The following is a 23,049-nucleotide window of genomic DNA, read 5'->3' as shown; positions in this document are numbered from 1 at the left end:
GAATGAGAGAATGTTTAAAGACATATTCAATCATTTTATAATTCTATCATTCTCTAATTTTATCATTCAATCATTCTTTAATTCTATCATTCAATCATTCTTTAATTCTATCAATCTCTCATTCACTCCTTCTCTCCTTCAATCATTCCCTTCCGGCTGTGCGAAAAAACTAGTTGTTGCGGTACTCAACACCTCGCCATTGGCAAGCACTTCGAAAACCGCATCTGTTTTGTATTTTTTAATCGAATTATTTTTCCTGATCAGAAAGAAAGTGAGGTGCACGGTACCTTCTTTTGGTAAAACAGTTGCATGCTGAATAAAATCGATCTGATCACTAGTATCCTGCGACCTGAAGGTAAATTTCACCTCTTTATTGGTTTTGTTCACCAACTCTGCGTTGTACAGGTTACTGGTTTTATCCGCCCCCCTGCTTTGGTATAAAGTACCGCTGGCCCTTAAAACGGTGGTCTGGATGTTTTCCCTTTTGTAAATCAGCGAAGAAAAAACCATTAATACCACGAATAAAACCGCAGCATAACCATAAGATTTTAATCCAATTTTATAAGGTTTCCGCTCTGCAATAAAATCCTGATTAAAGAAACCGATCAGGTTTTTGGATTTGCCTATTTTCAACATGACTTCATCGCACGAATCGATGCAGGCGGTACAATTCACACATTCAAGCTGTGTTCCCTGGCGGATATCGATCCCTGTAGGACAAACCTGCACACAGAGTCCGCAATCAATACAATCGCCAGTTTTTTGTTCGGGTGCATTTCGCTGTAAACGTCCGCGAGGTTCGCCTCTGGTAAAATCATAAGCTACTACGAGGCTCTGGTTATCAAGCAGTACCCCCTGAAGCCTTCCATAAGGACAGATTACAGTGCACACCACTTCGCGCACGTAAGCAAATACGCCATAAAATATAAAAGTAAACAGCCAGATGGATATAAACCCTGAAACATGGCCTGCAATGGGCTCCGTGATGATTTTAAACAGCACATCCGAGCCGATCATATAAGCCAGAAAAGTATTGGCAATGGCAAAAGAGATGATCAGGAAAATAAAATGTTTGCTTCCTTTTTTCCATATCTTTTCGGTGTTCCAGGATCCTTCATCCAGTTTCTTCTGCTTACTGGCATCGCCCTCAATCCAGTATTCTATCCTACGGAACACCATCTCCATAAAAATGGTCTGCGGACAGGCCCATCCGCACCACAGCCTGCCCAATACCACTGTAAAACAGACAATGAAGATGATAAAGATGAGCATGGCGAGTGCAAAAAGGTAAAAATCCTGTGGAGTAAAAATCAATCCAAAGAAAACAAATTTCCTTTCGATGAAATTCAGCAGCACCAATTGCTCACCATTGAGTTTTAGAAACGGACAGGAGAACAAAAATAACAGCAGTACATAACTTACCCATTTGCGGTAGTTGTACAATCTACCCGACGGTTTTTTAGGGTAAATGAAATTTCTGCCCCTGCCCTTACTTTCCGGTTTATTTTTTGGTAACATCGGCTTGGTTTACACTATCTTTCGCTGCTTTCATCTCATTGTCTTTTAAGTCTTTCGCTTCGTATTTTTCGCCCTGAGGAGCTTTGGCACCCGCTGGATTGCTTCCTTTTAACGACAATATAAAATTAGCCACAGCACTGATCTGTTTAGGATTAAGGTTTTTCTCCCAGCTGATCATTCCCTTTTCCGGAACGCCATATTTAATGGTTTTAAACACATTATTAATGCCACCGCCATGCAACCAGTAATCGTCGGTTAAGTTAGGGCCAATAACGCCCTGACCTTTATCGCCATGGCAAACCACACAGTTGGTGTTAAATATGGTTTTTCCATCTGCCAGTACCGTTGGCGTATTATCAAACTTTACGGAACTTTCATCAATGGTATTGGCTGACTTTTCGAGATATGATGCTTTCTCTACCTGCGCTTTGGCCATTTCATTTTCGTATTCTTTATCCTGCAGATCGCCATAGCCACCAATGTGGTAATAAAAGAGATAACCTGCAGCGAAAATCATCGTACCAAAAAACAGGAAGTTGAACCAGGCCGGCACCGGGTTATTTAGTTCCTTAATGCCATCATAAGAATGATCAATCACCAGGTTCTTTTCTTCTTCAATAGGCTTTAAACTCAATAATTTTGCCCATAAAGAAGGTTTTATCGTTTTTTGTTTCAACCAGCTATCGTAATCAAGCGCCTCCTCCTTTACAGGTCCGCTATATTTAGTGGGGTTTAACTGTTCCTGGTACATTACTTTAAATGCATTGAGCAACGTTAGCGAAACAAAAAGCAGTACCAATGCAAAAAGCAAAAGCAGTATAATGAGTATTTCAGTTTGGCTAAGTCCTAATCCAGGCTGAGAAGGTACTATAGCTTCTGCTGTTTTTTGTTCAGCAGCGTAGCTTGCCGCCGATAAAAACAGTGATAATAACAATAGTTTAATCTTCTTCATATTGATTGGTTTTGTGGTCTTGAAAAGGAATTTCGCTCATGGTTTTGATATGATCTTTGCTTAATTTGAAGAGATAAACACCAACAATTACAAAAAACACCATGAACATAAGCAGAGAGGTAACGAGGTATATTTCGCCACCGGCTAAATCTTTGATCTGATTGAACATATTTTATTGATTTGAAGGAATGGTTTCTTTATTGGCTTTGATATCGGTACCCAAACGTTGCAGGTAAGCAATAATGGCCACAATTTCACGGTCGCTTTTAACTTTGATATTGTTCTGCTTCAGGTCTAACGCAATTTTTTCAGCCTGTATTTTTAAATCATCATTGGCATGTTTGTCATAGCCTTCGGGATATGGAACGCCCAATGTTTGCATGGCCCTGATTTTACTTGCAGTAGTGCTGATATCAAGTTGTTGTTCAATAAGCCATGGATATGGCGGCATAATACTTCCCGGCGACATTGAAGTAGGATCAGCCAGGTGATTGTAATGCCAGGCATCAGAATACTTTCCTCCTACGCGGTGAAGATCTGGTCCGGTACGTTTACTGCCCCATAAAAACGGGTGATCGTAAACAAATTCTCCAGCCTTGCTGTACTCTCCATAACGTTCGGTTTCTGAACGGAAAGGTCGAACGGTTTGCGAATGGCAATTTACACAACCTTCCCTGATGTATAGATCCCTGCCCTGTAATTCTAGCGCAGTATATGGTTTTACACTTGCAATAGTGGGTACGTTAGATTGGATGGTAAAAGTCGGCATCATTTCTACCATTCCCCCAATGAGGATAATGATCAGCGAGAGCACCATAAATTTCATTGGTTTGCGTTCCAGTACCCTGTGCCAGGCTTTATCGGCAGGACTACTATCCACTACAATTTTTGATAATGGCATAGCTTCGGCAGCTTCGTTGGCTACAAGTTTAGCGCCCAGCATGGTTTTGGCCAGGTTATAGGTCATTGTAATTACCCCGGTTAAATAGAGTGCACCACCAATTGAACGTAAAACATGCATCGGAATAATCTGCAAGGTTGTAGCCAGGAAATTAGGATATTTCAATAAACCTTCAGGTGTAAATTCTTTCCACATCAAACCTTGTGTAAAACCTGCCCAATACATCGGAATGGCATAAAAAAGGATACCCAAAGTACCGATCCAAAAGTGGAAACCTGCCAGCTTTTTAGAGTAGAGTTCAGTTTTATAAATACGGGGGATTAACCAGTACAATACACCGAAAGTTAAAAAGCCATTCCAGCCCAAAGCGCCAACATGTACGTGGGCTACAATCCAATCGGTAAAATGCGCTACCCCGTTAATCTGTTTTAACGATAATAATGGGCCTTCGAAAGTAGCCATACCATAAGCGGTAAGGGCAACCACCATAAATTTAAGGGTCACATCTTCTCTTACTTTATCCCAGGCGCCACGAAGGGTCAACAAACCGTTGATCATACCGCCCCAGCTTGGTGCAATTAACATGATGGAAAAAGCAACGCCTAACGATTGTGCCCAACCCGGTAATGAGGTGTATAATAAGTGATGGGGACCGGCCCAGATGTAGATAAAAATAAGCGACCAAAAGTGTAGGATACTCAGTTTATAAGAATAAACAGGTCGACCCGCCATTTTTGGCAGGAAATAATACATCATGCCCAGATATGGTGTAGTGAGGAAAAATGCCACGGCATTATGCCCATACCACCACTGTACCAACGCATCCTGAACGCCCGCATACACATAGTAACTTTTCATAAAAGAAATGGGCAACTCAAAAGAGTTTACAATGTGCAACACCGCGATGGTAACAAAAGTGGCAATGTAAAACCATATGGCCACATAGAGGTGACGCTCTCTCCTTTTAATAATGGTACCGAACATGTTTATGCCGAAAACCACCCAGATGAGGGTGATGGCGATATCGATTGGCCATTCGAGTTCAGCATATTCGTGTGAGGTGGTAAAACCCAGCGGAAGGGTAATTACGGCCGATAAGATAATAAGTTGCCAGCCCCAAAAATGAATCTTGCTGAGCACATCGCTGAACATCCTGGCCTTAAGTAAACGCTGAAGCGAATAATAAACGCCCATAAAAATGGCGTTTCCCACAAAGGCGAAAATCACGGCATTGGTGTGCAAAGGCCTGATCCTGCCAAAAGTGGTGTACTGGTTGCCCATGTTCATTGCTGGCTTAAAAAGCTGCATGGCAACAAGCAGGCCAACCGTCATCCCTATAATTCCCCAAACCAGGGTGGCAATGCCAAAGTTTCTGACAATCCTGTTATCGTAAGTAAATTTTTCTAGCTGCATAATCGAAGCGGAATTTTGTATGTTTTGTACACCAAAGGTATCGTGCAACCAAGAGATAAAGGATGATGGCGGTTAGCTGGAAAAGTGATCTTCTTCACTTTTTTCGGCAGTCACTTCATCGTCGAACAATACGCGGATGCCGGGGGTGTGCACATCATCGTTCTGACCGGTTTTATAAGCCCAAAAGAAGGCACCCAGAAAAATGAGTGCCATTAAAATGCTGCAGCCAACTAAAAAGTAGAGGATATTCATATCAGTTTATTTTTACGTGCAAACCAGCGGGTGGCCAGGGTGGTGAATAATATGATGGTAACAGTACTAATGGGCATCAGCACCGCAGCAACTAATGGATAAAGTGTTCCCTGTACGGCATAATAAATACCAATGCAGTTGTAGGCAATGGCGATGGCAAAACTTATTTTAATCACTTTAAGTCCATCTTTGCTGAGCTGGATGAAATGCGGTAGGAGGTTCAATCCGCCACCCTGCAGAATGGCATCACAGCCTGGAGTAAAATTATTAATGTTATCGGTTAAGGCGATCCCAAAATTGCTCTGCTTTAAAGCTCCGGCATCATTTAAGCCATCGCCAAGCATCATTACTGTATTCCCGCTTTCCTGGAGGCTTAAAACGGCGTCTAGTTTTTGGTGCGGACGCTGCCGGAACCTGATGGTGCTGTGTTCCGGAAAAATAGTCGTCAGCATGGAACGGTCTTTATCTGTATCGCCCGATAACACCTGTAGGTTAAATTTAGAGAGTTTCGAAACCAGCTGAGCCAATCCGGGCCGCCATTGCTGTTTAATATCAAAACAACCTTTATAAGTACGGTCGATCACAATATGCACACCGGTTTCCCCAACCGATTTTACAGTTACAGGTAACATGGATAAATGTCCTGCATAAATAGCGCGATTGTTAATCCGAGCCGATAAACCTTTACCAACCACCTCTTTATAATCGTTAAGTGAATAAAATCTTTCAACGTTTAAAGCCTTTAAAATATGCCTGCTTAAGGGATGCGTGGAGTTACGCAACAGCGAAGCCACAATCAGTTTTTCTTCGTTTGTTAAGGACCCACTAAAGGAGATTTCGGCATTTTCATTACTGGTTAAGGTACCCGTTTTATCGAAAATCAGGGTATCACATTTGGCGAGTTCTTCAACCGCATCTGTATTTTTTACATAAAATCCTTTTTTATCAAAAACGGATAAGATAGCAGATAAAGTGAAAGGTGTGCTTAAAGCCAGTACGCAAGGACAGGCCACAATAATAACGGCGGTAAATGCCGACCAGGCCTTGTGGCTATCGTGCTGAAACAACCAGTAAGCTGTAGCCGAAAATGCAATCAGAAAAACCCCGAGGCTGAAATATTTTGCAACAGAATCGTTAAAATTCTGTTTTTCGATGTTGTTTTTGTAATTCTCGTTATTCCAGAGTCCGGTAAGGTAGCTCTGCGAAACCGGCTTGATCACTTCGAGTTCTATAGCTTCGGTGGTTTGCCTCCCCCCTGCATAAATAATTTCGCCCAGCACTTTATGTATCGGCTCCGATTCGCCGGTAACAAAACTCATATCCACCCAGGCATCGCCTTTCATTAAAATGGCATCTGCAGGCACCAGTTCTCCATTTCTGATCCATAATCTATCACCGATTTTGATATCGTTGATGGATACGGGTTTTTCTTTACCTTGCTGCAAAGTAGTAACCGCAATAGGAAAATAAGAACGGTAATCACGGTCGAAAGAAATGTGATGGTAAGTACGCTGTTTAAGCCATTTCCCCATGAGCAGCAAAAAAACCAAACCTGTTAATGTATCGGCAAAACCTGGTCCGGTGGCAAAAATGACCTCAAATGCAGTGCGTAAAAACAATACCGCAATAATTAGTGCCAAAGGTGTATCTAAATTGATGTGTTTGTGTTTGATACTGGTAATGGCCGAGGTAAAATAATCCCGCCCGCAATAAAATGCCGCTGGAATGGAGAATGCCAGGTTTAACCAACCGAATAAGGACTGGAACTGTTTTTCAAAACCTGATAAACCAAAGTATTCGGGAAAGCTAAAAAGCATTACATTGCCCATTAAAAATCCTGCGACAGCAATTTTTAATATCAGGCTTTTATCAACAGAACTGCTGTGTGCCTTTACTACATCCTGCAGACTGATTAAGGGTTCGTAACCGATCTGATTTAAGGTTTCTACCAAATGTTTTAGCGAAATTTCTTCATGGTTGAAGTTGATGGTTACCTGCTTTTTGAGAAAATCGATCCGTGAGCTGAAAATAGCAGGATTGATTTTATACAGGTGTTCTAATAACCAGATGCAGGAGCTACAATGGATGGCGGGAATGTAAAACGTAATGATGCCCGAACTTTCATGTTTGTAATCGAGCAATTGATCGATAATTTTAGGATCGTCGAGGTATTCTAAATGGCTTTCATTTTTTAATTGCCTGCCCGGGTTATTGTTGTACACATAATAATTGCATAGGTTGTTTTCTGAAAGGATTTTGAAAACAGCCATACAGCCTGCACAGCAAAAATCTTTATCATCTGTTTGATATTTTACCTTGGGCAGATCTTCTCCACAGTGGTAGCAAATGGCTTTAGTTGTGGCTTTACTTTGATCTTCCATTGTAATCGTTTGTTATATTGATGAACTGAATAGTTGTGTTTTAGGTTGCTTAAGCCATAATTTCTCATCAAATGCCATGCAAACGTTTCTCAGGAAGGATTTTCCTTTGGTAGTAATCCTGATTTCTTTTTCAGTTACCCATACCAGTTTATCGTGCAACAAAGGCAAAAGCCGCTCATATACCTTTTCGGGAATACCTTCACTATAGGCAGTGTTTGCCCGGCACATGATATTGAGAATGTGTTTTCTTACACCGAGGTCTTCATCCGTTAAAAAGTGTCCCTTTTCTACAGGTAATAATTTCTGTGCTATTTTATCTAAATAAGCTTCTACCGTTTTAGGGTTCTGCGCAAAAGCCGTCCAGCTATCGCTGATTGAAGAAACACCGAGGCCGATAAGTAAATGGGTATGCTGACTGGTGTAACCCATAAAATTCCGGTGGAGTTTATCTGCTGCCATCGATTGAAACAAAAGATCGCTTTTCAGGGCAAAATGATCCATCCCTACATCTTCATAACCGGCATCAAGTAGTAACTTTCTGCCGAATTGGTAGAGTGCAAATTTTTCATCTCCGGCGGGAATATCCTTTTCGGTGTAATGTCTTTGCCCGGGTTTTAACCAGGGCACATGGGCGTAACTGTAAAAAGCAATGCGGTCTGGCTTCATGGTAATCACATCGCTTATGGTACGCTCCAATCTATCAATACTTTGTCCGGGGAGCCCATAAATCAAATCAAAATTGATGGAAGTATAACCGATTTCCCTTGCCTCGCCAGTTACGTTAGCTACCTGCTCAGGTGTTTGAAAGCGGTTGATCAAAAACTGAACTTTGGGATCAAAATCCTGTATCCCCAAACTTAATCTTCTAAAACCAACCTGGTAAAGTACTGTTAAATGTGCTTTGGTGGTATTGGCCGGATGCGCCTCAAAAGAAAGTTCGGCATCTGGAGCCAAAGTAGCATTTTGCATAATGCCGTTAATGAGCAATTCGAGATTTTCTGCACTGAAAAAAGTAGGCGTTCCCCCACCGAGATGCAGTTCTTTTAATTTAGGTTTTTCCTGCAAGGCATCTACATACATGCGCCATTCAGCAAGTAAAGCGAGGATGTACGGTACTTCTACTGAGTGGTTTTTGGTAATACGGGTATTACAACCACAATAGGTACACAGGCTTTCGCAAAACGGAAGGTGGATATACAAACTGATTCCTTCCTTTTTATAGGCGGCATAAGTATTCGCCACGTTGCCCAGCCAGCCATTTGCATTAAAGTTCTCAATATCCCAGTACGGAACGGTTGGATAACTGGTATAACGTGGAGCGGCTACGTTATATTTTTTAAGCAATTCGGCACTTTCCATCTTTACAGTTTTTTAGCAGTTGCGCACTCGTTCTGGCAGCAGCAGGCTTTGCCCACGCATTTACCAGCGGCCCACTGATCGAGGTTTTTGATAACCTGTTCCATCCTGGTCTTGGTATCGGCCTGATCGGCAACCAATGGCACATTGGCAATCTTCATACCGGCAAGCCCGGCAGCAGTAAGGTCTAGGTGATCTGTTTGTGAAGATGAAGTTGCAATATATTTGATACCGAGCGCCCTGAGTCCCAATATCATGTTACCACTCAGCTCATCGTTGTTAAAAACCAAAAGGGCTTCTTTACCGGTTGCAAATGAAAGCGTATCGGCTGTTAAGCTATTGGCAATTATGGTGATATCGTGTTTTTTATAATTGGCCAGTACCAACCATTCCTTTTCATCGGGCTTAATGTTATAAGCTATAGCTTTCATATACAATGTTTATATATACAAAACTATGAAGGAAGCGTAAGGCAACAGGTGAGAATGCTTAGAGAAAAAAATGATACTGGTTACTTTTTGAGCCTAGGGTTGGGCGTTTGGGGTTTGGAGTAGATGAACAGATTTAAAAAGAAACATATGACTGATGAACTAATTTAAGAGTTAAAACTCAGCCAATTTTTATAATACGATCGTCATCTCGATCCGATAGATATCGGATGTAGCGCAGCGAAATGGAGAGATCTATCCAGATAGATTTCTCGACTGCGTTGCACTCCGCTCGAAATGACGATCTCTATGGGAATCAATGACCTATCATCAGTTAACCAATTTAACCATTTAACCCAATGAACTAATGACTAATGAACCAATGAACGTTACTGCTTTATATTCCTCAGTTTTTCGATAGATAAAATATTAATGGCATTACCGGTTTTATCGATCAGTTTTTCATCTTTAAAATCAGCCAGCATTCTGCTTACTGTTTCGCTGGCGGTACCTACCAATGCAGCCAGGTCATCGCGGGAGATGCGAATGGTGCAGCTATCGGCCGTGCCATCTCCAAATTTTGTTGCAACCTGTAATAAGGCTTCGGCTACCCGTTTTCTAACTGAGGAATAGGCCAGCTGGAGCATCTGTTTTCCTTTATCGCGTAAATTCCCAGATAACAGATCAATAAATGTTTTAGATACGGCCTGGTGGCTGAGCAGGTATTCCATAAAATCTGCTTTAGGAATATGGATAATTTCTGATTCGGTTAGCGTAGCCGCATTTTCTGCGTATAACCCGCCATTGCATAAACTTTCGTAACCAAAAAAATCTCCATCATGGTAAAGCCCTGACGAAAGTTCCCTCCCATCTTTAAAACGTTTGTAGGTTTTCACCTGTCCTTTATTAATGTAATAGAGGTGTGTGGGTTCATCGCCTTCAATATAAATCACCTGTTTGCTGTTTACCGCTCTCGGTTTACCTTTTTTGCGCAGTTCATCCATTACCGTTTCACTATTGCTTTCTGTTGAACTAAAACTGGTGGCCTGCTGCTTTTTCTTAAACCTGCTTTCTATCGCCCTGAAAAGTTCCGTATCATCAAAGGGTTTGGTGAGGTAATCATCTGCACCCATTTCCATGCCTTTTCTCATATCTGCCCGCTCTGTTTTTGCGGTGATGAAAATAAAAGGAATATTGGCCGTCTTAGGATTTTTATTCAACAGGTACAAAACCCCATATCCATCCAGTTCAGGCATCATAATATCGCACAGAATTATATCCGGGAGATGACTAACAGCCATTTCAACACCGATTTTTCCGTGTTTAGCCATAAAAGTTTTATAACCTGCCAGATCAAGCACTTCAGCAGCACTTTCCCTGATGTCGTCGTTATCTTCAATGATTAAAACTTTCTTGTTCATGGGATAGATCTTAAACTATAAAATTATTTTTAAAGGGAAAGGTAAGGGTAAATACCGTACCAGAGTGTTGCTCGCTATTGCAGGTTACCGTGCCATTCATCAGGCCAACATATCTTTTTACAATGTTTAGTCCCAGTCCCGTTCCCGGGATATCGCCGGTATTGTGCGCCCTGAAAAATGGTTCGAACAAATTGCCCTGATCGGCTGCCGGAATGCCAATCCCGTTGTCTTTTACCTCTAAAATCAGTTCATCATCCTTTAAAATGGAATTGAACTGAATGAGTGTATCTTCGCCACTGTATTTGATCGAATTGGAAATCAGATTGATAATGCAATTCTTCAGCAGGTTTGGGTCCAGGTAAACCTGTGCGGTTGTTCCGGTATGTTCGTAAATAATATGCTGGTTCTGTTTGGTCATCATCTGCATCTCTTCTGCTATTTCTTCGGCAAAGCTGATGATGTTAAAAGCTTGTGCTGATGCCTCCACTTTCCCGGCCTCAAGTTTCTCGAGCGAAAGGAAATCATTTAAGATTGTAGTGAGGTTATTGATGGAATTTTTGATTTTTAAGGTATGCTTCTCCACATTGGCCACATCCTGTTTAGTGGTATATTTATCAATGAGGGATGCTGAAAGCTGAATCGAACTGAGCGGCGTTCTAAACTCATGCGAGGCCATAGAAACAAACCTTGTTTTGAGCTGGTTCAGTTCCTTTTCCTTTTGAAAAAGTGCACGCATATTTTCTTTGGCCATTTCCAGTTCCGACACAAGCTTAACCAGGTCCTGTGTACGTTCCTTTATCTTAACTTCCAGTTTTTCGGTATAACTTTTAATCTGTTCTTCGTTGGCTTTTTCTTTGCTCAGGTCGTGGATAAAACCTGTATAAATTTTACGGTCGCTAAATTTAATTTCGCTCACCCCGAGCCTGAACGGAAATATAGAACCATCTTTACGCTTGCCCGAAACCTCCCTCCCGATGCCGATAATGTGTTTCTGCCCAGTATGTTCGTACCTGGACAGGTATCCATCATGACGCGAATGATCGGGTTCAGGCATCAGAGCTGAAATGTTCTTACCTACCAATTCTTCCCTGCCATAACCGAAAAGCTCAAGCGCCGCAGGGTTTAAATGTTCTATAATCCCCCGGTCATCAATGGTAATAATCCCATCAATAGCGTTTTCAATAATTGCATCCAAAAATTTCGATCTATTCATTATGCTCCCAGTATATCTCCGTAAATATAGATAAAAGTATTACCGATCTTTTTTCTTAGCCAACAATCAGTGTATCAAGTTTATTTTTCGAACTTGCCAACTGTTCATATAATTGCTTAAACTCCTCAGAAGCATCATCTGCCATTTCGTTAAAGAGTTTTTTATAATAATTGATCCCTTCCGCCAGCTGCAGTTTAAAACCATTTAACTGTTTCATTTTTTTATCGCTGAAATGTTGCAACTGCTGTTTAATATCTTCCTGAAGGTAATCGATATAGAGGTTAAGTTCTTTGATAAAAACATGCGGCCGTTCTACCTGCTCCAGAAGGTTAATTTTACCATAAATATGACCAACCATCTCATCAAATGAATATACATCTGAGAAATAGGCCAGGTTTGGCCCCGGACAAATGGCCACTGCTTTATTTTCTTTGGGTTTAAGGATATTATATTTCAGGTAAGTAGAAGAGCAGAGTCCTTCGCAAAGACATACCTTTCCGGTTACCTCATTAAATTGCTTTTCATATTCTTCAGCAGTCAGTCCGGCTGTTTTAAGGCTTTTGATCTTTAAGTGCTGATATTCACGCGATGCGGTGCAAATGGCCTCTTCAGTAAATTCCGTATTGTTGCAGAGGTATTTCTTGGTACAGGGACTTCCGGGCCGGCCCTTTTCAATCCGATCGGTCCGCTGCTGTTCTATGGTACTGTTCTTAAAATTATTAAAACGGATGCCAAGTGGAGAGGCGTTGCTTAAATAAAAATCCTGTGCTGTTGCGCCGGTAAGTTGTAATAAGGTATCTGCATCTACATTGGTCACTTCCGGCACCAATAAAAAAGGACTTCCCCAGCCTGTGGCATCAAGATGGTAATGCTGCAGCAGAAATTTATGTTCTGCCGCGGTTCCGATTCCGCCCTGCACCGTGATCTTTTGTTTAAGTTCCTTTTCGACTGGAATCCCCTTTTGCATCAAGGCAAGCTGATATATTTCAAAAAGCTCGCGACACATATCGATTTTTTTAGTTTTAAACTCTTCCAAAATCGGACCCAACAGATAACCTTCGGTAGCAAATGCATGGCCACCACAGTTTAACCCGGATTCTATCCTGAACTCTGATACCCATAATCCTTTTTTGGCCAAAAATTTAGCCTGGATCAAAGCTGACCTGAAATCACTTACTTTTAAGATAATCCTCTTTTTTAACGAAGCATTTTCACCTGGAAAAAAGTCGGCAAAATGTTCCATATAGCTATATAATTTGGGGTTCATTCCTGCGGAAAGTACCACTGAGGCATTGAGTTTACTTTCTGCAAAACCGCGTAAAGCCGCTAATGCATCGGTATTACCATCACCAGTGTATTCGCCATTAACATAGTTCATTTTATCCACCTTGGCCATAATGTTAACATCAATACTGCCCATGCGCATGGCATTTTTAAGTACGGATTGAAAGCTTTGTCTGGTTTCCCCTTCTGGATACTCCATCATCAATTCGTAGCCATGCTTTAATTTTGAGTGATCCGGCAAAAGTTCGAAATAGCGGCAGATATCATTCCCCTCTGTAAAATCCTGCTGTTTTAAAGCTTTAAAATCCTGGTTGATGCAATCGGATAAAAAGTTGAGGTATGCGGTAATACGTCGGCTACGACTATCAGTTTCACCTTTAGCAATCGCCTCGAAATCCATGGATCTGTTTCGTGAATGATAAGCACGCATCCGTTCCACCAGTTCATCATCAACAATAGAGAGTACGGAAGAAATGCCATACCTCGCAACTTTTAATGGAGTATCAATAGAGTAACCCAGGCCTAAAACGGGAATATGAAAGGAGTGTAACATGGTATTTTTTGCTGTAAAATGGTCCCCGATATCACGAAGGATCAAATAATTTCTACAGCAAAACTACCTTGCTTTAATGGATGTAGTGATGATAAGGCTCAAACCAAAAAATGAGCGCGATCACTTTTTTGTTAATGCTTGTTATGCATCCTGTTAATACTTCACCTCGCAAATGAACTTCTAAAGGCTTTAAGGATCATCTCCTTTTGTAATTTAAAAAGTCAACGTTGTACAAAACTATATCAGTTTATATTTGCTATATAAAAACAATATCTTTAATTAAAATAATTCATCAGCAATGAAAGCCATAGGATTTAAAACCTCACTGCCAATAAGCGAAAACGAAAGTTTTATCGCATTTGAAACACCTGTTCCACAACCAAAAGAACGCGACCTGCTCGTAAAAATAAAGGCCATCAGCGTAAATCCGGTTGATTTTAAAATCCGCCAAAACAGCGCGAAAGATACTGCACTGGAAACACCCAAAGTAATTGGCTGGGATGCTGTTGGCACAGTTGAAGCAGTTGGCGCAGGCGTTACCTTTTTTAAAACCGGAGATGAAGTGTATTACGCAGGAGATTTAACGCGAAGCGGCTCAAACGCCGAATACCAGCTGATTGATGAACGTATTGTAGGTTTAAAACCCAAATCATTAACTGACGCTGAAGCAGCCGCCATGCCATTAACAGCGCTTACGGCCTGGGAATCACTTTACGACCGCATCCGAATTAGTGAGCAAAAAGATAAAGGAAAAAGCATTCTCATTATTGGCGGTGCAGGTGGCGTTGGCTCCATTGCCATACAACTAGCGAAGAAAATAAGGGGCTTAAAAGTAATTGCTACAGCTTCGAGACCAGAAACAAAAGATTGGTGTAAAGCCATGGGCGCGGATGTAGTGGTAGATCATAAAAACCTGGTTGAAGAAATACGTGCAGCGGGTTTTAAGGAAGTAGATTTTATCCTCGATTTTGTAGACCTGAACAGTTATTGGGATGACCTGGTAGAGTTGATTAAACCCCAGGGCCATATCGTATCGATAACAGGCTCAGCCACGCCAATTGCGCTAAACAAATTAAAAAACAAAAGTGTTACCTTTTCTTGGGAGCTGATGTATACCCGCTCTATGTATCAAACTGATGATATGGAACAGCAACATCATATTTTAAACGAGCTGGCAAAATTATTTGACGATGGCACGCTTAAAACAACCTTAAACCAAACCCTAAAGGGATTTACGGTAGAAAACTTAAAAGAAGCCCACCGTTTATTGGAAAGTGGTAAAACCATTGGTAAGGTGGTAATCGAATACTAGAAAAATCTTAGTCAAAAAAAGAGAGAAGCCGGTTAAGCTTCTCTCTTTTTTTATATCCTGTTTCAACTAAACTTTAGTCCTGTTTTCAGCACTTCTTTTTAACTGCGCATTAATGCGTTCCAAAACATCGTAAATATCGAAAGGTTTACTGATGTAATCATCTGCAAATGCATCAATCGCTTTTTGCTCGCTATTGTTCTGTGCAGACATTACAATAATCGGGATGTGTTTGGTAAAAATATCAGTTTTTAAATCTTCACAGATTTCCGCTCCGTTTCCATCTGGTAACATTACATCTAATAAGAAAAGATCAGGCATTGCATCCTGGATATTTTTCTTCAGCTCTGCAAAAGATGAGGAAAGCTGTAATTCAAAACCCTCTTCCTTTAGCAGGATTTCAATCACGTTTCTGATCTCCTGATCGTCTTCTAAAATGTGTATTCGTTTTTTTTCCATGTTCAAATTATATGTTTGGGATGTACCGTTCGCGTGGAACGCGCTACACGATAGTTACAGTAACACCCAAGCCCTCTAAATGTTTTACAATTTGTTCAGAAATTCCTTTATCAGTGATAATATGGTCAATTTCTTCTAATCCGCATATCTTTCCAAAACCTCTTTTACCAAATTTGGTAGAATCGGCCAGTACAATTGTTTTTTGTGAAGCACCAATCATTTTGCGGTTTAAATGCGCCTCCATAGCATTTGTGGTGGTTAATCCGAAATCCAGATCAATGCCATCTACCCCTAAAAACAATTTGTTGAAATAAAAATCCTGCAAAACCTGTTCCGCATAAGCACCCATTACCGAGGAAGAACTTTTTCTCAACAGCCCACCCAGCTGGATTACTTCGATACTTGGCTCGCGCATCAATTCCAAAGCCACATTTAATGCAGACGTAACCACGGTTAAGTTTGTTGCCGGTGCAATGTTCTTCGCAAAATAAAGCACTGTGGTACCCGATGCAATTACAATAGAATCGTTATCGTTTAGCAATGCTGCAGCAGCCATCCCTATTTTGTTCTTCTCGGTAGATTGTATTTTTTCTTTCTCGTTAACCGGACGATCTACCGTATATGGATTGTTTACGGTTGCACCCCCATGTGTTCTAAACAGAAGGCTCTTATCTTCAAGTAGTTTTAAGTCCTTTCTTATTGTTACCGACGACACTTTCAGTTCCTTACATAAATCAACCACATTGATGTACTGATCACGTTGCAGTCGGCTTAAAATAAACTGGTGCCTCTCAGCCAAATTCATCATATTATATTTAATTAGCGTGCTGCAAATTAGTAATAAAAACATGCTTTAAAATATTTTACACAAATTTTTAATAAATTTTTAACGTACATATTATATTATTTCGCTTACTATTTCTTATAATTGCGAATTGTTTCGTTTTATTACTTTTAAATATAAAAATGAAAAGATTACATCAGCCGCTGGTAGCAGAAAACATAAATTGGGACTTGATCATCATTGGTGGCGGGGCAACGGGCCTGGGCACAGCGCTTGATGCGGCCAGCCGTGGTTACAAAACCTTATTGGTAGAACAGGCTGATTATGCAAAAGGAACATCGAGTCGGAGCACAAAACTGGTGCACGGAGGCGTACGCTACCTGGCCCAGGGAGATATTGGGCTGGTAAGGCATGCCCTTAAAGAACGTGGATTATTACAACAGAATGCTAAACATTTAGTACATAAAGAAGCGTTCCTCATCCCATGCTACGATTGGTTTTCCATTATAAAATATTTAACAGGACTTACACTGTACGATTGGCTGGCAGGAAAATATAGTTTCGGAAAATCTGAATTTTTCTCTAAAAAAGAAACCTTAAGTATGATGCCTGGCATCAAAGAGAAGGGATTGAAAGGAAGCATCAGGTATTATGACGGAAAGTTTGATGATGCCCGTTTAGCCATCAATATCGCTCAAACAGCCATTGAGAAAGGTGCTACATTATTAAATTACACCAAAGTAACCGGTTTATTAAAAAATGGCGAAACCGTTACGGGAATTGAAACAGAGGATACCATCACAGGCTTAAAAGCACGGTTTAAGGGCAAAGTAGTGATTAATGCCACAGGTGTTTTTGTAGATGATATCCTGCACATGAACAATCCAGATTCGAAAAAGATGGTACGCCCCAGTCAGGGTGTGCATGTGGTATTAGAAAAAAGCTTTTTAAACAGCGAATCGGCATTAATGATCCCGAAAACTTCTGATGGGCGCGTATTGTTTGCGGTTCCCTGGCATAATCATTTGCTGGTAGGCACCACTGATACCCCATTAGATGAACACAGCCTTGAGCCACGGGCTTTAAAAGAAGAAGTAGATTTTATTATGAGTACTGCGGCAAGCTATTTTAACCGCACGCCCCTTGAAAAAGATATCTTAAGCGTATTCTCAGGTCTGCGCCCATTGGCCGCTCCTACCAATGGTGATGGAAATAGTACCAAAGAAATCAGCAGAGATCATAAACTGATTGTTTCTGCAAAAGGATTAATTACCATAACCGGTGGTAAATGGACTACCTATCGCCGAATGGCTGAAGAAACTGTTGATTTGGCCATTAGCCATGCAGGTTTAGAACCGAAAGCATGTGTAACTGAAAATCTCAGTATCCATGGAAGCCAAATGATTAAAGAAGATCATCATTTATCGATATATGGATCAGACCGTGATAAAATTGAGGCTTTAATCAAACAAAATCCAAGTCTCGGACAGCAGTTACATCCATCTTTTCCTTTTGTAGAGGCCGAAGTAGTTTGGTCGGCAAGGAATGAAATGGCAGAAACCGTAGAGGATATTTTAAGCAGAAGGCTTAGAATATTATTTTTCGATGCACAGGCTGCAAAGGATATGGCGCCACGGGTAGCCTCCCTCCTGGCCAAAGAATTATCGGCAGATGAAAACTGGGAGGCCGGTCAAATTGAAACTTTTAATAAATTAGCAGATGGTTATATCTATCATTCAGCACCTGAAATAGCTGAATCAGCTTTAGCCCATTAACCAAATTCTTAATTATGAGCAGATACATCTTGTCTATCGATCAGGGAACCACAAGTTCGAGAGCCATTATTTTTAACCATGACGGTGAAATTATTGCCATTGCGCAAAAAGAATTCACGCAGATTTATCCCAAAGCCGGATGGGTGGAACATGATCCGATGGAAATATGGTCGACACAATTAGCCGTTGTTACCGAAGTAATTGTGAAAGCCAGTCTAACTGTACACGATATTTCCGCCATAGGTATTACCAATCAGCGCGAAACCACAGTAGTTTGGGATAAAGAAACCGGAATGCCCATTTATAATGCTATTGTTTGGCAAGACAGGCGTACTTCTGCCTATTGCGACGAAATTAAAGCCAATGGTCTGGCGGGTAAAATCCAGGAGAAAACAGGCCTCATTATCGATGCTTATTTTTCTGCAACCAAAGCCCGGTGGATTTTGGAAAATGTAGAAGGTGCACGCGAAAAGGCTGAAGCAGACAAACTGGCTTTCGGCACCATAGACACCTGGTTGATCTGGAAATTGACAGCAGGCGAAAAACATGTTACTGATGTAACCAACGCCTCACGTACCATGCTTTATAACATCCACACCTTGAGTTGGGATGAAGAACTACTCGAATTATTTTCCATTCCAAAAGCAATGCTGCCGGAGGTAAAATCATCAAGCGAGGTTTATGGCGAAACCGCCGGAAGAATACTGGCGGCTAAAATCCCAATTGCAGGTATAGCGGGCGATCAGCAATCGGCACTTTTCGGTCAGATGTGTACCGAAATCGGCATGGTAAAAAATACGTACGGCACAGGTTGTTTCATGCTGATGAATATTGGAGAAAAGCCAAAAATTTCTGCCAATAACTTGTTAACCACTATCGCCTGGCAGATTAACGGCCAGGTAAATTATGCGCTTGAAGGAAGCATTTTTATAGGTGGTGCAGTTGTACAATGGCTTAGGGACGAAATGGGCTTTATTTCAAGGTCTGCAGATGTAGAAACCCTCGCCAAAAAGGTAAAAGATACCGATGGTGTATATGTAGTGCCCGCTTTTGCAGGTTTAGGCGCACCACATTGGGATCAGCATGCCCGCGGAACGATAACCGGATTAACACGCGGAACAAATAAATCGCACATTGCAAGGGCCGCTTTAGAAAGCATTGCTTACCAAACCATGGATGTATTGAAGGCCATGGAGGCCGATGCAGGTGTAAATATTACCGAACTCCGTGTAGATGGCGGTGCTACGGCCAACGATTTATTAATGCAGTTTCAGGCCGATCTGTTAAACTGTAAAGTAATCAGACCAGATGTAACAGAGGTTACCGCCATTGGCGCTGCGTATCTGGCCGGATTGGCTATCGGTTTCTGGGAAAGTATTGATCAGATCCGTTCGCAATGGAAAATTAACAGAACCTTTGTTGCTGAGGAAGGAATTGATAACATTGAAAGAATAAAAGGCTGGAATAGGGCAGTAAAAGCAGCCAGAGTTAATGCAGAGGGCTAATAAATAACTGTCGCCGAGACTGTAACATAAATTGTAATTCAATCGATTTTGTCAACATTGAGCCTGTCCTTCGACGAGTTCAGGATGACAATTCTATATTTATGAGACCAGCATCCTTGGCTTATATAAATAGATGCTTATTACAAATTGCTGTTAATCTAATTGAACCTAATATATTAATTACAAATCGCTTAAAATTTTATAATGAACGTATATCTCGCGGAATTTATTGGTACCGCTTTAATGATTCTCTTAGGGAATGGTGTAGTGGCAAACGTAGTGTTAAAGGGCACCAAAGGCAATAACAGTGGCTGGATTGTGATTACAACGGCTTGGGCACTTGCCGTATTTGTAGGAGTTGTTGTTACTGGCCCTTATAGCGGTGCACACTTAAATCCAGCTGTAACCCTCGGACTTGCTATTGGAAAAGGTTTTAGCTGGGCATTGGTTCCATTTTACATCATGGCGCAGTTAGCTGGTGCAATGACAGGATCTTTTTTGGTCTGGCTCATTTACAAAGATCATTTTGACGCCACTGACGATCAGGGTTTAAAGGCCGCTCCTTTTGCAACCGCTCCTGCCATCAGAAATATCTCCTCAAATCTGTTATCAGAAATTATAGGCACGTTCGTTTTAATATTTGTGATTTTCTATTTTACAGATGCCAGTATGGGCACGAAAGAAACCGTTACCACTCCTATTGGCTTAGGCTCAATTGGAGCAATTCCGGTAGCATTTTTAGTATGGGTAATTGGTTTGGGTTTGGGGGGAACAACCGGATATGCCATAAATCCGGCAAGAGATTTAGGACCACGGATTGTTCACTTTTTAATCCCAATGAAAGGAAAAGGAAGTAGTGACTGGAGTTATGCCTGGATACCAATTATTGGTCCGATAATAGGCTCCGTATTAGCCGCAGTAGCATTTTTACTGATCAGTAAATAATGGCATTTGAGTTGTCAACTTTTAAGAGTTTTTCGTTAGAAAGTTGACAACTCTCTTTTCATGATTATAGCTTTAATTGTGTAGCTAAATAGTTCATTCTCGAATTTAAACGTCCAAAATCAGGATAATCTTTATTCGCCTTTAAAAATAAATATTCGTAAAGGTGACTCAAGCCGTTAAATTTGTCAGTTCCGGTAAATGAACGATTTCTGCAGGCCATTTCGATGGTCACCAGTGGAACCGTCAGGCCTACTACAACCAGTACTTCCAAACCCTTCGCGATTTTTTTAAAGTGCATGTTATCCAGGAGCTTTTCCTGACCTTTATTGAAAGGATGCGTGAATAATTATAGTTTATGTTCTTAAATAATTACCTTTGAAATAGATCAATCTTATACGCTAACCATTCAAAATTGCAAGCATACTTCCTCGTCGTTGATACCGAAACTTCAGGCCTGCCTAAAAATTGGACGGCACCTTATTCTAAAGAAAAGAACTGGCCCTATATTGTCCAAATTGCCTGGATTATTTATGATCAATCCTATCAGGAAATTAAACGGGAGAATCACTACATTAAAAATACCGATTTCACCATTGATAAGGCTGCATTAAAAATCCATAAAATCACCCCTGAATACCTGGATAAGCACGGTGAAAACAGAGAGAAAGTAATGTTGAAGTTTTCTGAAGATATAAAACAATATAAACCTTTAGTGATCGGGCACTTTATTGAACTTGATTATCATATGGTAAATGTTGAATTATACCGCATCGGAAAAGAAAACACATTTAAAAACCTGACATTTTTCTGTACGATGAAGGCAAGCGCGCCCTATATTACCAATACGGTGATCAGTCATTTAAAACTGGATAAATTTTATACCGTTTTATTTAATGAAGTACCCGAAAATATCCATAATGCTCTATCTGATACGATAAACACAGCAAAGATTTTCTTTCATCTTCTAAAAACAGGGAAAATTAGCTTAACTTCAGTGTACCATCAAGAACATACTTTTAACCTGGAGAAGAAAGAGGAAAAAGAATTTTCGTTTAAAAGAATTTTACAGGAACTTTTTAATGGAAGATAAACTAGCTGATCAAATTTATACTGCCCGTATTGGAGACATTACTTTCAAAAAGATAGTGAGTTGCAGTCCTGGCACACCTATTTTTGAAGCTGCAATTAAAATGTCTGAACAGAAAACCAGCTGCCTATTTATTAAAAATGATCAGGACGTTTATCTAGGCTTCGTAACCGATATTACTTTAAGAGATAATGTAATTGCCAGACAACTGAGTGCAAATTTGCCGATTGACGAAGTGATGGACACTGATATCGTTACCATAAGTCCTGATGCCTATGTGTATGAGGCGATATTGATGATGTTCAGCAAAAAATCGCGCTACTTACTGGTCAACGACAATGGTAATTACGTAGGTTTTCTAAGCAGGAATCGCCTGTTAAGCGAGCAGGCAGAGTCTCCCTTAGTTTTTATACAATCGGTAAAATCGGCCGTAAATACCAGCGATCTAAAACTAAAATGGCAGAAAGTACCAGGCATAGTTTCTCAGCTGCTGACCAGAGGTGTACATTCTAAAATTGTAAACGAGGTTATTACCACTATTGCCGATACTATTTCTTTTAAAATTATTGAAGAGGTAATTGCCAAATTAGGCCCACCACCTGCAAAATTTGTATTTATGGTTCTGGGTAGCGAAGGGAGAAAAGAGCTTAGTTTAAAAACCGATCAGGACAATGCCATTATTTACGAAGATACCGGAGAAGACAATAGAGCAGCTGTACGTTCTTATTTTCTCGATCTGGCTACCCAAGTGTCTGATAAATTAAATTTTGTGGGTTTTGTATACTGCGATGGTGATTACATGGCCACCAACCCAAACTGGACGCATTCGCTATCGCACTGGAAGTACAATTATAAAAACTGGATAGAAGAGGCTTTACCAGAAGCTGCTGTAAAATTTGCTGCTTTTTTCGATTGCAGGGCAATTTACGGCGATTTAGCAATTATGGAAAGTCTAAGGTCTTTTGTTGATGAGGAGCTACAAAAACCAATCGAAAAATTCTATGTATACCTGGCAAAAAATGCCTTGCTCTACGAACCACCTCTCACTTATTTTAGAAATATCAGAACGCAAAAAATCCATAAAAAAGAGGTTTTTGATATTAAAACAGCCATGACCCCTATTGTAGACTTAGCCAGGGTTTATGCTTTACAAAACAGGATTTTTCAGAAAGAAAATACCGGCGAGCGTTTAAAGGCTTTAAAAGAACTAGGCGTTTTTAGCGAAAAACAATTTACCGAACTTTCGCAATCCTACTATTACCTGATGGGGCTGAGATTAAAACATCAGGCAAACCTCATTATCAATGACCAGGCTGCTCCCAATAACTTTATTGAAATTGATAGTTTGACTAAAATTGAAAAAGTAACACTGATTGAAATCTTTAAAATTATCCTCAATTTTCAAAGCGGAATCAGAATGAGATTTACGAATAGTTTGGGTTAAGCGTTTTCAAACTTACGAGGTCTGATAGGCAATGTACAAATAGACCTCGTAAGTCTATCCATAAGTCTC

Annotated in this window: 20 protein-coding genes; 6 read left to right on the top strand and 14 right to left on the bottom strand. The window is 40.6% G+C overall.

Annotation, left to right across the window (positions count from 1 at the left end; genetic code table 11):
* Nucleotides 1-138: 138 nt before the first annotated feature.
* The 11 genes from ccoG to KYH19_RS07270 all read right to left on the bottom strand — a co-directional run bounded on the left by ccoG (nt 139) and on the right by KYH19_RS07270 (nt 13,672).
* Complete coding sequence (ccoG, locus tag KYH19_RS07320) at nt 139-1,518, bottom strand: cytochrome c oxidase accessory protein CcoG (RefSeq protein ID WP_219078154.1); 1,380 nt, start codon at nt 1,516-1,518, stop codon at nt 139-141.
* Nucleotides 1,502-2,470: a cbb3-type cytochrome c oxidase N-terminal domain-containing protein gene (locus KYH19_RS07315; RefSeq protein WP_255562578.1), complete on the bottom strand. Its 969-nt coding sequence runs from the start codon at nt 2,468-2,470 to the stop codon at nt 1,502-1,504. The genes ccoG and KYH19_RS07315 overlap by 17 nt, the downstream gene beginning before the upstream one ends.
* Nucleotides 2,457-2,639, bottom strand: a complete 183-nt coding sequence (locus tag KYH19_RS07310) for a hypothetical protein (RefSeq protein ID WP_219078153.1) — start codon at nt 2,637-2,639, stop codon at nt 2,457-2,459. Before KYH19_RS07310 ends, KYH19_RS07315 begins: the two co-directional genes overlap by 14 nt.
* Before the next feature lie 3 nt (nt 2,640-2,642).
* Nucleotides 2,643-4,784: a cytochrome-c oxidase, cbb3-type subunit I gene (gene ccoN / locus KYH19_RS07305; protein ID WP_219078152.1), complete on the bottom strand. Its 2,142-nt coding sequence runs from the start codon at nt 4,782-4,784 to the stop codon at nt 2,643-2,645.
* A 72-nt stretch (nt 4,785-4,856) separates the two neighbouring features.
* Nucleotides 4,857-5,036, bottom strand: a complete 180-nt coding sequence (gene ccoS / locus KYH19_RS07300; RefSeq protein WP_132397251.1) for a cbb3-type cytochrome oxidase assembly protein CcoS — start codon at nt 5,034-5,036, stop codon at nt 4,857-4,859.
* Entirely contained in the window at nt 5,033-7,417 is a 2,385-nt protein-coding gene (locus KYH19_RS07295) for a heavy metal translocating P-type ATPase metal-binding domain-containing protein (protein WP_132397253.1), read from the bottom strand. Before KYH19_RS07295 ends, ccoS begins: the two co-directional genes overlap by 4 nt.
* Before the next feature lie 12 nt (nt 7,418-7,429).
* The gene (hemN, locus tag KYH19_RS07290) at nt 7,430-8,776 is read right to left on the bottom strand and encodes an oxygen-independent coproporphyrinogen III oxidase (RefSeq protein WP_219078151.1); all 1,347 of its coding nucleotides are present in this window, start codon (nt 8,774-8,776) and stop codon (nt 7,430-7,432) included.
* A 2-nt stretch (nt 8,777-8,778) separates the two neighbouring features.
* A complete protein-coding gene (locus tag KYH19_RS07285; protein WP_219078150.1) occupies nt 8,779-9,204 on the bottom strand; it encodes a lactate dehydrogenase in 426 nt (141 codons plus the stop codon).
* A 386-nt stretch (nt 9,205-9,590) separates the two neighbouring features.
* Nucleotides 9,591-10,622, bottom strand: coding sequence for a response regulator (locus KYH19_RS07280; protein ID WP_219078149.1), 1,032 nt, complete (start codon nt 10,620-10,622; stop codon nt 9,591-9,593).
* A gap of 10 nt (nt 10,623-10,632) precedes the next feature.
* The gene (locus KYH19_RS07275) at nt 10,633-11,835 is read right to left on the bottom strand and encodes a PAS domain-containing sensor histidine kinase (RefSeq protein ID WP_219078148.1); all 1,203 of its coding nucleotides are present in this window, start codon (nt 11,833-11,835) and stop codon (nt 10,633-10,635) included.
* A gap of 55 nt (nt 11,836-11,890) precedes the next feature.
* Nucleotides 11,891-13,672 (bottom strand): hypothetical protein, encoded by a 1,782-nt coding sequence (locus KYH19_RS07270; protein ID WP_219078147.1) that lies wholly within the window; start codon nt 13,670-13,672, stop codon nt 11,891-11,893.
* Between the two features lie 298 nt (nt 13,673-13,970).
* On the opposite strand from KYH19_RS07270, the gene KYH19_RS07265 reads away from it, so the two are divergent.
* Nucleotides 13,971-14,984: a zinc-binding alcohol dehydrogenase family protein gene (locus tag KYH19_RS07265; protein WP_132397265.1), complete on the top strand. Its 1,014-nt coding sequence runs from the start codon at nt 13,971-13,973 to the stop codon at nt 14,982-14,984.
* 66 nt (nt 14,985-15,050) lie between these two features.
* Here the strand turns inward: KYH19_RS07265 and KYH19_RS07260 are convergent, their stop codons facing one another.
* Complete coding sequence (locus KYH19_RS07260) at nt 15,051-15,440, bottom strand: response regulator transcription factor (protein WP_132397267.1); 390 nt, start codon at nt 15,438-15,440, stop codon at nt 15,051-15,053.
* A gap of 43 nt (nt 15,441-15,483) precedes the next feature.
* Nucleotides 15,484-16,248, bottom strand: a complete 765-nt coding sequence (locus KYH19_RS07255; RefSeq protein ID WP_121283352.1) for a DeoR/GlpR family DNA-binding transcription regulator — start codon at nt 16,246-16,248, stop codon at nt 15,484-15,486.
* 158 nt (nt 16,249-16,406) lie between these two features.
* On the opposite strand from KYH19_RS07255, the gene KYH19_RS07250 reads away from it, so the two are divergent.
* From KYH19_RS07250 to KYH19_RS07240, 3 genes are all read left to right on the top strand, one after another.
* Nucleotides 16,407-17,999: a glycerol-3-phosphate dehydrogenase/oxidase gene (locus KYH19_RS07250; RefSeq protein ID WP_132397269.1), complete on the top strand. Its 1,593-nt coding sequence runs from the start codon at nt 16,407-16,409 to the stop codon at nt 17,997-17,999.
* Nucleotides 18,000-18,013: 14 nt separating this feature from the next.
* Nucleotides 18,014-19,504: a glycerol kinase GlpK gene (gene glpK / locus KYH19_RS07245; RefSeq protein ID WP_219078146.1), complete on the top strand. Its 1,491-nt coding sequence runs from the start codon at nt 18,014-18,016 to the stop codon at nt 19,502-19,504.
* Nucleotides 19,505-19,708: 204 nt separating this feature from the next.
* Entirely contained in the window at nt 19,709-20,449 is a 741-nt protein-coding gene (locus tag KYH19_RS07240; RefSeq protein WP_219078145.1) for an MIP/aquaporin family protein, read from the top strand.
* Between the two features lie 64 nt (nt 20,450-20,513).
* Here KYH19_RS07240 and KYH19_RS07235 read toward each other — a convergent pair whose 3' ends face one another.
* A complete protein-coding gene (locus tag KYH19_RS07235; protein WP_219078144.1) occupies nt 20,514-20,747 on the bottom strand; it encodes a hypothetical protein in 234 nt (77 codons plus the stop codon).
* Nucleotides 20,748-20,861: 114 nt separating this feature from the next.
* On the opposite strand from KYH19_RS07235, the gene KYH19_RS07230 reads away from it, so the two are divergent.
* Together KYH19_RS07230 and KYH19_RS07225 are read left to right on the top strand one after the other, a co-directional pair.
* The gene (locus tag KYH19_RS07230) at nt 20,862-21,539 is read left to right on the top strand and encodes a 3'-5' exonuclease (RefSeq protein ID WP_219078143.1); all 678 of its coding nucleotides are present in this window, start codon (nt 20,862-20,864) and stop codon (nt 21,537-21,539) included.
* Nucleotides 21,529-22,980, top strand: a complete 1,452-nt coding sequence (locus tag KYH19_RS07225; RefSeq protein ID WP_219078142.1) for a DUF294 nucleotidyltransferase-like domain-containing protein — start codon at nt 21,529-21,531, stop codon at nt 22,978-22,980. Before KYH19_RS07230 ends, KYH19_RS07225 begins: the two co-directional genes overlap by 11 nt.
* The last annotated feature ends 69 nt before the right edge of the window (nt 22,981-23,049 follow it).

Origin of the sequence: Pedobacter sp. D749 (assembly GCF_019317285.1) — a bacterium.
GTDB lineage: Bacteria > Bacteroidota > Bacteroidia > Sphingobacteriales > Sphingobacteriaceae > Pedobacter.
This window is presented reverse-complemented; position numbering and strand designations above follow the sequence as displayed.

What these genes read in the sequence shown, in the direction of transcription:
- ccoG (WP_219078154.1), bottom strand. Translation starts at nt 1,518, where the DNA reads ATGTTACCAAAAAATAAACCGGAAAGTAAGGGCAGGGGCAGAAATTTC.
- KYH19_RS07315 (WP_255562578.1), bottom strand. Translation starts at nt 2,470, where the DNA reads ATGAAGAAGATTAAACTATTGTTATTATCACTGTTTTTATCGGCGGCA.
- KYH19_RS07310 (WP_219078153.1), bottom strand. Translation starts at nt 2,639, where the DNA reads ATGTTCAATCAGATCAAAGATTTAGCCGGTGGCGAAATATACCTCGTT.
- ccoN (WP_219078152.1), bottom strand. Translation starts at nt 4,784, where the DNA reads ATGCAGCTAGAAAAATTTACTTACGATAACAGGATTGTCAGAAACTTT.
- ccoS (WP_132397251.1), bottom strand. Translation starts at nt 5,036, where the DNA reads ATGAATATCCTCTACTTTTTAGTTGGCTGCAGCATTTTAATGGCACTC.
- KYH19_RS07295 (WP_132397253.1), bottom strand. Translation starts at nt 7,417, where the DNA reads ATGGAAGATCAAAGTAAAGCCACAACTAAAGCCATTTGCTACCACTGT.
- hemN (WP_219078151.1), bottom strand. Translation starts at nt 8,776, where the DNA reads ATGGAAAGTGCCGAATTGCTTAAAAAATATAACGTAGCCGCTCCACGT.
- KYH19_RS07285 (WP_219078150.1), bottom strand. Translation starts at nt 9,204, where the DNA reads ATGAAAGCTATAGCTTATAACATTAAGCCCGATGAAAAGGAATGGTTG.
- KYH19_RS07280 (WP_219078149.1), bottom strand. Translation starts at nt 10,622, where the DNA reads ATGAACAAGAAAGTTTTAATCATTGAAGATAACGACGACATCAGGGAA.
- KYH19_RS07275 (WP_219078148.1), bottom strand. Translation starts at nt 11,835, where the DNA reads ATGAATAGATCGAAATTTTTGGATGCAATTATTGAAAACGCTATTGAT.
- KYH19_RS07270 (WP_219078147.1), bottom strand. Translation starts at nt 13,672, where the DNA reads ATGTTACACTCCTTTCATATTCCCGTTTTAGGCCTGGGTTACTCTATT.
- KYH19_RS07265 (WP_132397265.1), top strand. Translation starts at nt 13,971, where the DNA reads ATGAAAGCCATAGGATTTAAAACCTCACTGCCAATAAGCGAAAACGAA.
- KYH19_RS07260 (WP_132397267.1), bottom strand. Translation starts at nt 15,440, where the DNA reads ATGGAAAAAAAACGAATACACATTTTAGAAGACGATCAGGAGATCAGA.
- KYH19_RS07255 (WP_121283352.1), bottom strand. Translation starts at nt 16,248, where the DNA reads ATGATGAATTTGGCTGAGAGGCACCAGTTTATTTTAAGCCGACTGCAA.
- KYH19_RS07250 (WP_132397269.1), top strand. Translation starts at nt 16,407, where the DNA reads ATGAAAAGATTACATCAGCCGCTGGTAGCAGAAAACATAAATTGGGAC.
- glpK (WP_219078146.1), top strand. Translation starts at nt 18,014, where the DNA reads ATGAGCAGATACATCTTGTCTATCGATCAGGGAACCACAAGTTCGAGA.
- KYH19_RS07240 (WP_219078145.1), top strand. Translation starts at nt 19,709, where the DNA reads ATGAACGTATATCTCGCGGAATTTATTGGTACCGCTTTAATGATTCTC.
- KYH19_RS07235 (WP_219078144.1), bottom strand. Translation starts at nt 20,747, where the DNA reads ATGCACTTTAAAAAAATCGCGAAGGGTTTGGAAGTACTGGTTGTAGTA.
- KYH19_RS07225 (WP_219078142.1), top strand. Translation starts at nt 21,529, where the DNA reads ATGGAAGATAAACTAGCTGATCAAATTTATACTGCCCGTATTGGAGAC.